The organism is Anaerococcus martiniensis (assembly GCF_043187485.1).
In the GTDB taxonomy this organism is placed as follows: domain Bacteria; phylum Bacillota; class Clostridia; order Tissierellales; family Peptoniphilaceae; genus Anaerococcus; species Anaerococcus martiniensis.
Genome location: NZ_CP171106.1, coordinates 718,976 through 732,100 on the forward strand (window position 1 = coordinate 718,976; position 13,125 = coordinate 732,100).

Below are 13,125 nucleotides of genomic sequence, written 5' to 3' on the forward strand. Positions count from 1 at the left end.
TTTATCCCTTCATAACTAGGGTTTACATTCCCATATGTCATATCAACAATAGATTTAAATGCCAGCAATATGTATTTTAAAAATATTGGCTACGATTATAAATGGATAGATATACTTGTAAGTATAGAAAAATATTTTGCCCTTATAGTAGTTATTCTTGTACTGATTAAATTTATAGAATTTATATTTGTATCAGGATGTAAGGATTGAAACAAGTAAAAATAGTATTTATAGGCAAAAAAAATCTTAGGTATATATACCTAAGATTTTTTAGTGTTTTATTGTGCAAAGTCTGCTTTATATTGTGGTGCGAATGCTTCTAGTTCTGCTTTTACATCTGCTTCTGTGTTTGAAAGGATTTGTTCAAGAACTGATCCAATATCGTTATATGCTTGTTGGCTACCTGGTGCAAGTGGTCTTGAGTATAGGTTTTTGGTTGCATCTGCAAGTATTGGAGCAATTGCAGAATCAGATTCTGAGTATGTGCTATCTTCAATTGCACTTGTTCTAGCTGGCATATATCCTGTATCTAAGGCAAATTGGATTTGAGATTCTTTGCTTGTTAGGAATTTTAAAAATTTAAAGGCTGCTTTCTTTTGTGCATCATCTGCATTGTCAAACATATAGATATTTGTACCTTGTTGTACTGCACTTTCTGCAGGATATGGTGCTGCTGCATATTCAAATTTGCCATCTACTCCATCTTTTACATATACTTCACCAGCATTTGATCCAATATATGCTCCTACTTGCTCATTTGCAAATGGTCCTGACATGTATTGGTCTGTTCCTGCTATTCTAAAGTATCCTTCTTTGATACCATCTAGATAATATTGAACAGCTTCTACTGATTCATCGCTTGCTACATCTAGGTTTTCATCCATTTCTACGCCTTTATTGTGTAGATATGTGGCATAGAAGTTTGATAGTGAATCAAAACCAACTCCTGGGATGCCTTTTTCTTCATTTATTTTTTTAGAAACTTCTACTAATTCTTCATAATTTGTTGGTACTTCAAGGCCTAGTTCATCAAAAAGTGTCTTGTTATACCAGAATACTTCTGTAGATTTGTTAAATGGTAGTCCCATGATTTTGCCGTCTTTTTCAATTTCTTGACGTACACCTTCTAGGATATCTTCATAATCTTCAATACCATTTTCGCCATTTACCATATCTGTAAGCTCTGTTACTAGATTTGCGTCTTCAAATTGTAGCATCCAGTCTGGGTATGCTTGGGTAATAGTTGGTAGGTCATCTGGTGATTGCATTGTTGCAACTAAGATTTGATTTAAATCACCATAATTACCTTGGTTTTGTAGGTTTACTTTGATATTTGGATTTTCTTTTTCAAATTCTGCTACAAGTTTTTCTAAGGCTTCACCTTGGCCACCACCCATTGCATGCCAAAATGTGATTTCAGCTGCTTCATCTGTGCTAGAATCAGCCTCTTTTTCAGTATTTTCTTCCTTTGCTGCATCTTTTTCTTCTGTATTTTCTTTATTTTCTGTAGCTTCTTCTGCATTTTCTGTTTGTGCTGTTTCTGCAGTATTTTCATTTGTACCTGTATTGGCATCTTGGTTGCCACATCCTACTAAAACAGCTAAAGACAACATAATTGTTGCTAGTAATGAATAAAATTTCTTGCTCATAAAATCTCCTTTATATATATTTGTCATTACATTTTTTATATACCCTATAAACTTAAAAATTGCAATTTTAACCTTTCAATCCGCCGTATGACACCCCCTCTAAAATTTGTCTTCTAAAGATAAAGTATAAAATTAAAATTGGAAGAATTGTAATGGTCGATGCTGCCATTTGCAGGTGGATATATGATCCAGCTTCTGTAGCAAAAGCAGAAAGACCGTTTGAAATCATCCTCATGTTTTTGCTATTTGTTACCAAGATTGGCCATAGGAATGAATTCCATCCAGCAATAAAATTTAAAAGTCCGATGGTAAATAAAGTTGATTTTGAAAGTGGTACCATAACTCTAGTTATAAACTCAAAATCACTAGCCCCATCCACCTTTGCTGCATTGTAATAATCCATAGGAATAGACCTTAAAAATTGTCTAAGGTAGATTATATAAAAAACACTAGCCATAAAAGGCAAAATTAAAGCCCAATAGCTATCTAATAGGGAAAGCTTGGCAATAGTTCTAAAATTGGTGAAAACTATGATTTCAAAAGGAATCATCAAAAGTGCTAGCAAGATACTTTCTACCAGCTTTTTGTGCTTAAAATTCAAAAAGTTAAGGGCAAAAGCTGCTAAAGTTGTTGTTATAAGAGTTCCTAAAGTATTAACTATGGTTACAAAAATAGTATTAAAAAAGTATCTAGCAAAGGGTGCCACCTTCATAGCTTCACTATAGTTTGAAGCTTGAGCAGTTTCTGGCAATAATTTTGGTGGTATGCTTGTGACTTCCTGAAAGGTCATCAGCGACGATGAAATCATATAAAAAAATGGAAAAAGGGTAATGATTGCCATAAAAATTACAAAAATATATCCTAAAATTTTATTTACTTTACTCATATCCCCCTCCTATTTTGTAAGTTTTTCTATGATTTTTCTTTGAACAAAAGTTAAGAGCAAAAGCATCAGAAATAGTAAAACTGCAGCTGCCATTGCTTGTCCATAGCGGTATTCTACATAAAATTTATTGTAAATATAAAACACGGCAGTCACAAGCCTATTTCCCACCCCCGCCTTTCCATTAAATAATGCAAAAACTTCGTTATAAACCTTAAAAGCTTGGATGAAGCTTGTTAAAAACAAAAATGTTATAATTTTGGAAAGGGCTGGTAGGGTAATCCTAAAAAATTGCTCAGACTTGCTCGCTCCAAAAGTTTCCGCTACCCTATAATAATTTTTATCAATCCCCCTAAGGCCTGACAAAATAACTATGATATTAAAGGCTAGGCTGTTCCATATTCCAAAAATTATCAATGCTGGCATATTGTAATTGCGATTGTTCAAAAAATCAAAAGGCCCTATGCCGAATATTTCAAGAACATAATTGATAAATCCATATTGACCATGGAAAAGATATCTAAAAACAATCCCAATGGCAATTACTGATGTAAGATAGGGAATAAAAAATATAGTCTCAAAAAACTCAGATCCTTTGATTTTTTCATGCAAGATTAACGCTATAATCATTGAAATTATAAGAGACAATGGCACAACCGTAACTGCATAAATGAAGGTATTTTTCATAGCAAGTTTAAATTGTGGGTCATTAATTACCACAGGAAAGTTTGTAAATCCGATAAAAGTAGGATTTAGTATGCTATTTGACTGGGTTGACATTATAAATGTTCTAAAAAGTGGATAAATTGTAAAAATGCCTATAAAAATGATTGCTGGCAACAAAAATAACCATGCCCTAGGCGAGTTTTCAGCCCTATAAGTCTTTTTTTTATCCATTAGTAAACTCTCTTTCCATCTTCTTCAAAAATGTATATAGAAGAATAATCGATATCTAAGCTGATAGTATCTCCTGAACTTATTTTTAGTTTACTATCTGCAATCACCCTAGAAGCAATACCATTTATAGTAAAATGCAATATCATATACCTACCAATCATCTCGATATTTTCAACTTTTATTTTCATCCCCTCTTTGGCAATCTTAAAATGCTCTGGACGAATGCCGACTAAGTATTTTTTATCAGCTAGTTTTTCTTTAAAACGACCTTGGTCAAATTTTGTCAAATCCATGCTAAAATCAGGGCTAGAAAGAATATCTTCATTTTTATCCATCTCATAGACATTGATGATAGGACTTCCGATAAATTTTGCTACAAATAGATTGGCAGGTTCTAAGTACAAATTTTGTGGTATATCGTATTGCTGGATGACACCATCATCCATAAGAGCGATATAATCAGAAATTGAAAGGGCCTCTTCTTGGTCATGGGTTACAAAAATAGTTGTAACTCCAACATTTTTTACAATATTTCTAATCTCCTCACGTATTGATAGGCGCAAGCGTGCATCAAGATTTGAAAGTGGCTCATCCATCAAAAGTGTTTTTGGATTTTGAACCAAGGCTCTTGCAATTGCAACCCTTTGTTGTTGGCCACCAGATAATTGGGCAGGCTTTTTGTCCTTATATTCTGAAATATAAGTTAGTTCCATATATTTTTGGGCAAGTTCATTTGCCTTATTTTGGCTAACTTTATTATCTCCAACAGTTAGGGGAAATGTTATATTTTCTAGGACTGTCATGTGAGGATAGAGGGCATAATTTTGAAAAACCATACCTATATTCCTATCCTTTGGATGTAGACCTATTATAGACTTATCGTCAAATAAAATATCCCCACTAGTAGGATCAAGAATTCCTGCAATAATATTTAAAATAGTGGACTTCCCACAACCAGAAGGTCCTAATAGAGTAACAAGGGCTCCGTCAGGAATTTTTAGATCAATATCCTTTAAAGCCTCATAGCCATTTTCATAAATTTTCTGTAAATCTCTAATTTCAATCATATATTCCTCAAGCTAGTTTTTTACTAATATATCACTTCTTTGTAATCATAAGGTAAAATTTTTGTAATAAACATATAAAAAACCGACCATGATATTGGTCGGTTTTATAAAAATTTGGTCTGCAATATCTATTAGATTGGAGCTTATTAAAATTTAATCCCTATTTCTATTACCAAATAGTAAAAACATTCTTAAAAATTGTAGGGCTGTGGCAAGGGTTGCAGCTACATAAGTAAATGCTGCTGCTTTTAGCATACCTGCAGCGTGTTGATTTTCTTCTCCAACTAGCATTCCAGATTCCTCTAGGACTGCAAGCGCACGCCTGCTGGCATTAAATTCTACTGGTAGGGTTACTATTTGGAAAATTAAGGTTAGGGCAAATAATATTAGTCCTATGTCTATTAAATTTTGCTTGGCCAAAAACATACCTATAAGTAGGATTGGCATACTAAGTTTAGAACCAAAATTTACTGCTGGCACTAGCCAAGATTTTAATCTTAAGGGTGTATATCCTTCTTTGTATTGGATTACGTGGCCTAGTTCGTGGGCTGCTACTGCCACTGATGCAATTGATGAATCATTTATAGACTGGGGAGAAAGTGCTACTTCCTTGGTTGCTGGGTTAAAATAATCTCCCATGGCATTATTTATTTGCTTGATTTTAATATCATTGTATCCCCTAGTGTCCAAAATATAATCAGCAGTTTGCTTTCCAGTGATATGTTTTTTGGTTTTGATTTTGCTATATTTATTAAATGCTCTTTGTACATTTGCCTGAGCAATCATTGTTATGATTAGACCGATAATTACTAAAATATAAGTTCTATCAAATCCATAATAATAAGGCATAATATTCCTCCTCATCTTTTTAAATTATTATACCTTTGATTTATAATATTTTAAAGTAGAGTTAAACTTTATTAAAAATGAGCATAGAAAAAGGGCTATCATCTAGCCCAATTTCCTTTTAGAAAAGAATAAGTTAGTCCTAGTTTTCTAAAGGGAAAACTTTTAAGGAATTAATAATGAAAAACCTAGCTATGTAATAGCTAATATTATTATAACATAAAAAATAATTTATGCAAACATTTTCTCGAAATTATTTTTCTTATCCTTTTTAGCTTATTTTAAAGGATTACTCTGTCAATCTCATAGTCCTAGCGTTTTCTTTGCTTCCAATGAGCACTAAATTGTCATTTTCTTTTATAACTAAATTCGGATCTAGGTCTATTATCATCTCACCATCTCTTAAAAATCCAACTACGTTCATTTGATATTGATTTCTAAACTCAAGCTCTCTTAAAGTGTGTCCCACCCATGATTCTTTTACCTTTATTTCTATCATAGAAAAATTGTCAGAAAATTCAATAAGTTCAACAAGATTTGGATCAGCTATCACTCTTGCTAATCTTTCACCCGTATCTCTTTCTGGAAATATAATAGCATCTGCCCCTATTTTTTCTAGAATTCTTGCATGGGATTTGCTTGTTGCCTTTGCAATTACTTCTTCAATTCCGCTATCTTTACAAATAAGAGTAGCTTCTATAGAAGCTTCTAGATCTTTACCAGTAGCTATGATAGCCACATCGTAGTTGCTGATACCGAGTGATTTCATAGCTTCTTCTTCTGTTATATCCGCTTGGATAGCACTAGATACGTAGTTAGCAATTTTTTCTATCTTATTATAGTCTCCATCGACAGCTGTAACGTAAACTCCTCTTTCAAATAAGTTAGTAGCTACTGCTTGTCCAAACCTACCAATTCCTAATACAATAATATTTTTTTTCATAATTTCTCCTAACCTAAACTTATAAATGTTTCTGGATATTTTATCATCTTATCTTCTGCTTTCAGTCCAAAAGCATAGGCCATAGTCATAGGACCTATCCTACCTAAATACATACAAAATCCTAGTAAAATTTTTGCAATTCTTGACAGATCTGCTGTAATTCCTCTGCTTGCTCCAACAGTAGCTAGTGCTGAAACCGTTTCATATAGTATATCTATAAATTTAAAATCATCTGTAATAGAGATTGTAAAACTAACCAAAAGTACTATTGTTAGAGAAATCATAAATATAGATAAGGCTTTTTTTATACTTTCGTCAGATATACTTCTACCAAAAATCACTGGTTCTTTCTCATTTTTTATTACAGAAATAGTTGATATTAGCAAAACTCCAAATGTAGTTGTCTTTATACCACCAGCTGTAGAACCTGGAGATCCACCTATAAACATCAATCCTATAAGTAAAAGTGAAGTAGATACCTTTATTTTAGATAAATCCACAGAATAAAATCCTGCAGTTCTTGCTACAACTGATTGGAAAAATGATTCTAACATACTAGCTCCAAAGCTTTCAGTATTTAAAACTCCACCGCCAGCGGTTTCTAGTAAATAAAAACCAAACGCTCCTACTAGGATCAAAATACCAGTAATAAATAAAACTAGTTTGGAATTTGTAGAAATCTTTTTAAAATCTCTTTTATAAAAAATCTCACCGGTAACCATAAAGCCCAATCCGCCTATGATTATAAGTAGCATAAGAGTAATATTTACCAAATAATCATCTCGCAAAGGATAAATAGAATCTCCCAAAATATCAAACCCAGCATTACAAAAAGCAGAAATAGAATGGAAAACTCCATACCAAATTCCCTTGCCCAGACCATACATTGGTACAAATCTAAGGCTTAGGAAAAATGCTCCAATTGCTTCAACTGTAACTGTAAAAATCAATACATATTTAAAAAGATTGATCATGCCAGCCATGCTTTCGATATTAAATTGTTCCCTTAAAATTTGCCTAGACTTTAGACCGATTTTTCTTCTTAAAATCAAAGGTATGAGTGATGCTATAGACATAACACCAAGCCCACCTATTTGTATCAAAATAATAATTATTACATGACCTAAAGTATTCCAATAAAGTCCGGTATTTACAGGAGTAAGCCCAGTTACACAAGTTGCACTCGCTGCTACAAAAAATGCATCAATGATGCCTGTTCTTTTTCCACTTTGAGTTACAAAAGGAGTTGACAAAATAAGACCACTCAAGGTAATGACGATCAAAAATCCAATAGTAAAAACACGCGCAGGACTTTCTGTAATCTTATCAAAAGCTTTTTTTAAAATGTTTGTCTGCATAAATTTACCTTTCTTAATCAATAAAAGCCCACCAAAAAAGTTTTTTGAGGGCTTAATCTAATGCAATTTTACAAGATGTTTTTACCCTTGTCAATAAGATTTGGATAAATATTTTTACTTTTAATTAATGGGTATAAAATAGTTGAAAATCAAAGATTTTAAGGAGGATAGATGAAAAAAGTACATAAAATAATAAAACTATTAGTACTCAGCATAGTAATTTTATTGCCAACAACTGTATTTGCAGATGACTTTGACCATATAGATATAAATGTAGATATCGACAAAAATGGTATAGGAAGTGTTAGCGAAAATTGGCAAATAGATGAGACTGACAATGACTTTACAGAAAGATACAAAAAAATCGAAAATCTAAAGGGACTAAAAATCGATGACTTTTATGTATCCATGGATGGCAAAAAATTTAACGAAAAAAGTCCTTGGAATGTAGATGAAGATTTTGAACAAAAGGCCTATAAATACGGCCGTATCGATGAGGATGATGAAGTTGAGCTTTGCTGGGGGATTAGTAATCGAAGCAAAGACAATCTTTATAAGCTAAATTATAAAATAAATCCAATTATAATCGGCCTAATTGATAGCGATATGCTATTTTTTGAATTTGTAGGAGCATATCTAGATCCAAAACCAGATAATTTTACCATAAAAATCAACTCATACGATCCAATGGATGAAAATGTAAAAATGTGGGCCTTTGGTTTTGAAGGAGACATACACAATCAAAACGGATCTATAATTGCAAAAACAAATGGTGCAATCAGCAAGGGTAGAATCTTGCTAAAATTCCCAAAAGGGACTTTCAATACTAGTTATAGGGAAGATAAGACCTTTGATGATTACAAAGATCAAGCCTTTGAGGGAGCAGATTTTGAAAATAGTGAGGGAACTGCTCAAATGACAAAAGAATCTGATTTCCCAATCATTATCGGTGCAATCATTGCCCTATTAGGTGTAGGATTTGCTGCTTTTGGAATAAAAAAAGCAGTTGATGAAGCAAACAAAACTAAGTTTTACAATATAAAAGAAATACCAGATGTAAAAAACATCAAAACATATAACTATGACAAAATCCCATACGAGGGAAACTTAGAAGACCTATATGTCATTGCAACAAATGCCTACCCAAATTCTCAAAACTTTGACCGACTCATTAATGCTTTTTTCCTAAAATGGATAAATGAGGGCGCCTTAACTTTCATAGAGGATAAAAAAGACCATGGTATCTTTAAAAAATCTCTAGATCAATTATCCATAAACCACAAACCTAAAAATATGGGCCAAATCGAGGAAGATTTGTTTGGATATCTAATGGGTGCGGCAAATGAAAGAAGCGATGGCAAAATCACCCAATCATCATTTCAAAATTATATGGGAAAAAGAAATAAATCCTTAGTAAATCTCATCCAAAGAATAGATGACCTAAGTATGAAAGCTCTAATAGAAAATGATTATGTAGAAAAAATTGAAAAAGTAAAAAGAAATGGAAAAGTTAAAGTAAAAAACCACTTAACCCAAAAGGGTATGGAGCTTTATAAAAACTTTGTAGGATTTAAAAATTATCTAGAAAATTATGACAAAATCGATATTTCCAAAATAGAAGATATGGAAATCTTGGATAAATATATGATATTTGCAGCCCTATACGGCATAAGTGAGCAAACTTATGATAGTTTTGTAGATATATATCCAGATTACACCTATTATGGACTTTATAATTACCACATGATCCATCATATCAGCCACTACTCCCACGCAGCAAGTTCTGGAGGAGAAAGTACATCCTTTGCTGGTGGCGGTGGCTCAGCATCCTTTGGCGGAGGAGCTGGAGGTTTTGGTGGAGGTGGCGGCGGTGGCCGTTAAAGAAAGCAAAATCTATCAGCAATTGGGTATACAAGTATTGAAAAATTTTATAATATTTTAGGAGGTAAATATGAAATTTTTTGTAGACCAAGATGAATGTATCGGATGTGGTATGTGTGAAACAATCTGCCCAGACGTTTTTACTATGAATGATGATAATGTATCAGAGGCTATAGAAGGCGATATTCCAGAAGAATTTATAGATGCTGCCCTAGAAGCAGAAGAATCTTGTCCAGTAAGTTGTATATCACACCAAGAATAATAGATAAAAAAGGTCTAAAAAGCAGCTTGCTTTTTAGACCTTTTTTTACTTATAAATAACTGGCACATTATTGTCCTTAAAAATTTTAAGAATTTGATCCTTTTTCTCTATTGGAAAGCGCCAAGTATCAAGAGAATTTGAATTGACCACCAAGGTAAAGACTGCTTGGTCATCATCAGTGGTAAAATTGACCTGTTTTAGGTCAGAAAATTTGTGTTTTTGGTTGATAAAGGAAACATTGCCTTGGAAAATAAACCCATCTGGCAAAAATCCCCTATTAAATCTTGCTGCCAAGACATAAATTGACATAACTATGCACATGATAAGAGTTTCTTGAATCTTAAACTTGACAAAATAGGCAAAGGCAAAAAATATTATCCATATAAACAAGATAGAAATAATATCCATTTTGTTGATATTAGGTCTTAGTATAATATCCTTGCCCTTATAAAAAATGACTCCAGCAAGGATTAGAAAAACTGCCGTAACTAGATAAATCATATGTACCTCCCAGATTTGTTAATTCTTACAAATATTATATAATAGAAAAAAGCTTAAAGGAAGTAAAGGATAAATTTATGAAAAAATTATATTTTAAGGAAAAATTTTTCAAAATCACTGACCATTATCCAATTCTGGATGAAAATGGCAGAGAAGCCTACTATCTTGACCAAGATTTTACCCTTATAGGCTACAAATCAGCAGTAAGTGATAAAAATGGAAATACGATTTTAAATATCGACCGCGAAATATTAGCATTTTTCCCAAGATATACCGTTTCATTTGCTGACGGGTCTTCAATGGTTATCCAGCAAAAATTAGAATTTTTCAAACATAGGGTCCATGTTTATATGGATAATGAAACCTTAAATCTAACTGGAAATATCTTCCATTATGATTTTGACATCAAAAATGGAGCTGGCCAAAATATTGGAGCAGTCCGCAGAAAAATATTTACCCTGACAGATACCTATGAACTAACAATCATTGACGAAAAATACACAGAGGAACTAATGGCCCTTGTCATTTGCCTAAATAATATGATAGACCGTGAGCAAGCATCAGCTGCATCAAGTGCAAACTAAGGAGAAAAAATGAAAGAAGAAATTTTAAAATATATAGAAGAACTTTGTAATACCCCATCCCCTACAGGCTATACCAAAAGAGCTGAAACATATTTGATGGAAGAATTTGAAAAAATGGGCTATGAACCCTACCAAAGTAACAAGGGCAATGTAATAGTCCCAATCAATCCAGGAGATGAAAACGGACTGCTGATGTCAGCCCATGTTGATACATTAGGACTAATGGTCCGCTCCATAAAATCAAACGGCAGGCTAAGAGTGACAACACTTGGAGGATTCCCCCTAGCATATGCTGAGCAAGAAAATGTGACAATCATCACTAGAAGCGGCAAAGAATTTTCCGGGGTTTTAAGAATAAATAACCCAGCAGTCCATGGATCATCCGACCCAAGAGAGATTAAACGTGATGATGTTAACATGGAAGTAGTTATCGATGAGATTACAAACTCAGCAGAAGATACAGAAAAACTTGGCATATCAGCAGGAGATTTTATTGCCCTAGACCCAAGATTTAGGGTAGACAATGGATTTGTGAAATCCCGTCACCTAGATGATAAGGCAAGCGCCGGAGTTTTGATGTCCCTTGCCAAAGAAATCAAGGAAAAAAATATAAAAATAAATCGTCCACTCTACTTTGCCTTTACAATCTATGAAGAAGTAGGCCACGGAGCAGCAAGTGGCCACCCAGCAGGCATCACAGACATGATTGCAGTTGATATGGGAGTAGTTTATGATGACCTAAAAACAGACGAAACAAAGGTATCAATCTGCGCCAAAGACAGCTCCGGCCCATACAACTTTGATTTGACAAATGAGCTAATAGCAAAAGCAAAAGAAAAAAATATAGACTACGCCATAGACATCTATCCATTCTACGGATCAGACGCATCAGCAGCAGTAGCAAGCGCCAACGACTTCCGCCACGCATTAGTAGGAAGCGGTGTCGCAGCAAGCCACGGATACGAAAGAACCCATGTAGATGGACTAAATGGACTTTATGAGTTGTTAAAAGGGTATTTGGAAGAAAACTAGGATTTAGGTCCTGGTTTTTTTATTAGTGATGATTGCTTAGAGAAGTTTTTTTGTATTTACGCTTACGCTGGATCTCTCGCCTGCGCTCGAGATGACAAGGGGCTAAGGGAATGGTTATTCCTCTGTCTTGTCATCCTTAATGACCTATCCCCATTTTTGTAAAAAATGGATGGAAGGTCAGATATCGCTATGTTTCAAATATTTGATTTGTCAAATAGCGATTGAGCGGAGTGTAACGGAGTCGAAGGATCTCCTGAGGGGGTTATTATTTTGTTGCGAAGTTTAATGTGATTACTAATCTAGGAGACCCTTCGGCTGCGCTCAGGGTGACAGTAGGGCTTTGTGCTCTTTTACGTATAACCTCCGCCTTGTCATCCTGAGATTATTTATTATCCATTTCGACTAAGCGAGTGAAACGAAGCGCATGGAGAAATCTGTGTTTTTTATTTTGGATTTGTTTTGGTCATATGGGTAATGTTTATATTTACTTTTATACTCCGATTATTGGAGGGCCACTTTAAGGGGGTTCCGATACCCCCTCAAAAGTACCCTCCAAACCACCCCGCAAACTTCACCCCTAAACGGTCCCTGCGCGGGATGCGTTTTTTAAGGTTGGAATCGCTTTGCGATGTCCGTTTGAGGGGATAGTGATGGTTGCTTATGCAACCTTTTTTTGGGATTTGCGCTGCGCTGGATCTCTCGACTGCGCTCGAGATGACAAGCAATCAAGAGATTGTCTATCCCCTAGGTTGTCATTTCGACCGGAGAAAATCTTTGATTTTCGCAGTGGAGAAATCTAGCTACTGCGTACTTATTTTGGTTAATATATATTTATCTATTTTTCCCACTACCCCATTCTTTCAACAAATCTTTCCATTCTGGATTTTGCATATTGACCAGTCTATCTTTCTTATGCCTGCTCCATTTTTTAAGTTGTTTTTCTCTAGAAAGTGCAGCATAAATATCTGTTGTAGATTCTACATATACTAACTTATAAATATTATAATGAGAAGTAGATCCATTTGCTTTCTTCTTGCTATGTTCTTCCATGCGTCGATATATATTATTGGTTACACCTATGTATAAGGTGGAATTGGTGTAATTTGTAATCATGTAGACATAATATAAGCGTTCCATTCTTGCTCCTTTGGTTTTTTATATTTATAGCCAAATGTTTGAGTGGATACTCATTTTTTATATAGGATTTAGATAATGGTTGCGC

The 13,125-nt window shown here is 34.0% G+C and carries 13 protein-coding genes; 4 read left to right on the top strand and 9 right to left on the bottom strand.

What is annotated here, in order from left to right:
- Nucleotides 1-278: 278 nt before the first annotated feature.
- From ACF3NF_RS03640 to ACF3NF_RS03670, 7 genes are all read right to left on the bottom strand, one after another.
- Nucleotides 279-1,649: an ABC transporter substrate-binding protein gene (locus tag ACF3NF_RS03640; RefSeq protein ID WP_394024283.1), complete on the bottom strand. Its 1,371-nt coding sequence runs from the start codon at nt 1,647-1,649 to the stop codon at nt 279-281.
- Nucleotides 1,650-1,716: 67 nt separating this feature from the next.
- The gene (locus tag ACF3NF_RS03645) at nt 1,717-2,535 is read right to left on the bottom strand and encodes a carbohydrate ABC transporter permease (protein WP_394024285.1); all 819 of its coding nucleotides are present in this window, start codon (nt 2,533-2,535) and stop codon (nt 1,717-1,719) included.
- A gap of 9 nt (nt 2,536-2,544) precedes the next feature.
- Nucleotides 2,545-3,429, bottom strand: a complete 885-nt coding sequence (locus ACF3NF_RS03650; protein ID WP_394024287.1) for a carbohydrate ABC transporter permease — start codon at nt 3,427-3,429, stop codon at nt 2,545-2,547.
- On the bottom strand, nt 3,429-4,496 hold the full coding sequence (locus ACF3NF_RS03655; protein ID WP_394024289.1) for an ABC transporter ATP-binding protein: 1,068 nt from the start codon (nt 4,494-4,496) through the stop codon (nt 3,429-3,431). Before ACF3NF_RS03655 ends, ACF3NF_RS03650 begins: the two co-directional genes overlap by 1 nt.
- Nucleotides 4,497-4,649: 153 nt before the next feature.
- Nucleotides 4,650-5,345: a zinc metallopeptidase gene (locus tag ACF3NF_RS03660; protein WP_394024291.1), complete on the bottom strand. Its 696-nt coding sequence runs from the start codon at nt 5,343-5,345 to the stop codon at nt 4,650-4,652.
- A 286-nt stretch (nt 5,346-5,631) separates the two neighbouring features.
- Nucleotides 5,632-6,285, bottom strand: coding sequence for a potassium channel family protein (locus ACF3NF_RS03665; RefSeq protein ID WP_394024293.1), 654 nt, complete (start codon nt 6,283-6,285; stop codon nt 5,632-5,634).
- Between the two features lie 8 nt (nt 6,286-6,293).
- Complete coding sequence (locus ACF3NF_RS03670) at nt 6,294-7,643, bottom strand: TrkH family potassium uptake protein (protein ID WP_394024295.1); 1,350 nt, start codon at nt 7,641-7,643, stop codon at nt 6,294-6,296.
- A 171-nt stretch (nt 7,644-7,814) separates the two neighbouring features.
- Between ACF3NF_RS03670 and ACF3NF_RS03675 the strand changes: the two genes are divergently transcribed.
- Entirely contained in the window at nt 7,815-9,524 is a 1,710-nt protein-coding gene (locus ACF3NF_RS03675; RefSeq protein ID WP_394024297.1) for a DUF2207 family protein, read from the top strand.
- A 70-nt stretch (nt 9,525-9,594) separates the two neighbouring features.
- On the top strand, nt 9,595-9,786 hold the full coding sequence (locus ACF3NF_RS03680) for a ferredoxin (protein WP_394024299.1): 192 nt from the start codon (nt 9,595-9,597) through the stop codon (nt 9,784-9,786).
- Nucleotides 9,787-9,831: 45 nt separating this feature from the next.
- Here ACF3NF_RS03680 and ACF3NF_RS03685 read toward each other — a convergent pair whose 3' ends face one another.
- Nucleotides 9,832-10,287 (bottom strand): hypothetical protein, encoded by a 456-nt coding sequence (locus ACF3NF_RS03685; RefSeq protein ID WP_394024301.1) that lies wholly within the window; start codon nt 10,285-10,287, stop codon nt 9,832-9,834.
- Between the two features lie 77 nt (nt 10,288-10,364).
- Here ACF3NF_RS03685 and ACF3NF_RS03690 point away from each other — a divergent pair, with 77 nt between their 5' ends.
- Together ACF3NF_RS03690 and ACF3NF_RS03695 are read left to right on the top strand one after the other, a co-directional pair.
- Nucleotides 10,365-10,871: an LURP-one-related/scramblase family protein gene (locus ACF3NF_RS03690; protein ID WP_394024303.1), complete on the top strand. Its 507-nt coding sequence runs from the start codon at nt 10,365-10,367 to the stop codon at nt 10,869-10,871.
- A 9-nt stretch (nt 10,872-10,880) separates the two neighbouring features.
- Nucleotides 10,881-11,903 (top strand): M42 family metallopeptidase, encoded by a 1,023-nt coding sequence (locus ACF3NF_RS03695; protein ID WP_394024305.1) that lies wholly within the window; start codon nt 10,881-10,883, stop codon nt 11,901-11,903.
- An 831-nt stretch (nt 11,904-12,734) separates the two neighbouring features.
- On the opposite strand, the gene ACF3NF_RS03700 is transcribed toward ACF3NF_RS03695, so the two are convergent.
- Entirely contained in the window at nt 12,735-13,040 is a 306-nt protein-coding gene (locus ACF3NF_RS03700) for a GIY-YIG nuclease family protein (protein ID WP_394024307.1), read from the bottom strand.
- Nucleotides 13,041-13,125: the final 85 nt, after the last annotated feature.

What these genes read in the sequence shown, in the direction of transcription:
- ACF3NF_RS03685 (WP_394024301.1), bottom strand. Translation starts at nt 10,287, where the DNA reads ATGATTTATCTAGTTACGGCAGTTTTTCTAATCCTTGCTGGAGTCATT.
- ACF3NF_RS03655 (WP_394024289.1), bottom strand. Translation starts at nt 4,496, where the DNA reads ATGATTGAAATTAGAGATTTACAGAAAATTTATGAAAATGGCTATGAG.
- ACF3NF_RS03660 (WP_394024291.1), bottom strand. Translation starts at nt 5,345, where the DNA reads ATGCCTTATTATTATGGATTTGATAGAACTTATATTTTAGTAATTATC.
- ACF3NF_RS03675 (WP_394024297.1), top strand. Translation starts at nt 7,815, where the DNA reads ATGAAAAAAGTACATAAAATAATAAAACTATTAGTACTCAGCATAGTA.
- ACF3NF_RS03695 (WP_394024305.1), top strand. Translation starts at nt 10,881, where the DNA reads ATGAAAGAAGAAATTTTAAAATATATAGAAGAACTTTGTAATACCCCA.
- ACF3NF_RS03690 (WP_394024303.1), top strand. Translation starts at nt 10,365, where the DNA reads ATGAAAAAATTATATTTTAAGGAAAAATTTTTCAAAATCACTGACCAT.
- ACF3NF_RS03650 (WP_394024287.1), bottom strand. Translation starts at nt 3,429, where the DNA reads ATGGATAAAAAAAAGACTTATAGGGCTGAAAACTCGCCTAGGGCATGG.
- ACF3NF_RS03645 (WP_394024285.1), bottom strand. Translation starts at nt 2,535, where the DNA reads ATGAGTAAAGTAAATAAAATTTTAGGATATATTTTTGTAATTTTTATG.
- ACF3NF_RS03680 (WP_394024299.1), top strand. Translation starts at nt 9,595, where the DNA reads ATGAAATTTTTTGTAGACCAAGATGAATGTATCGGATGTGGTATGTGT.
- ACF3NF_RS03640 (WP_394024283.1), bottom strand. Translation starts at nt 1,649, where the DNA reads ATGAGCAAGAAATTTTATTCATTACTAGCAACAATTATGTTGTCTTTA.
- ACF3NF_RS03665 (WP_394024293.1), bottom strand. Translation starts at nt 6,285, where the DNA reads ATGAAAAAAAATATTATTGTATTAGGAATTGGTAGGTTTGGACAAGCA.
- ACF3NF_RS03700 (WP_394024307.1), bottom strand. Translation starts at nt 13,040, where the DNA reads ATGGAACGCTTATATTATGTCTACATGATTACAAATTACACCAATTCC.
- ACF3NF_RS03670 (WP_394024295.1), bottom strand. Translation starts at nt 7,643, where the DNA reads ATGCAGACAAACATTTTAAAAAAAGCTTTTGATAAGATTACAGAAAGT.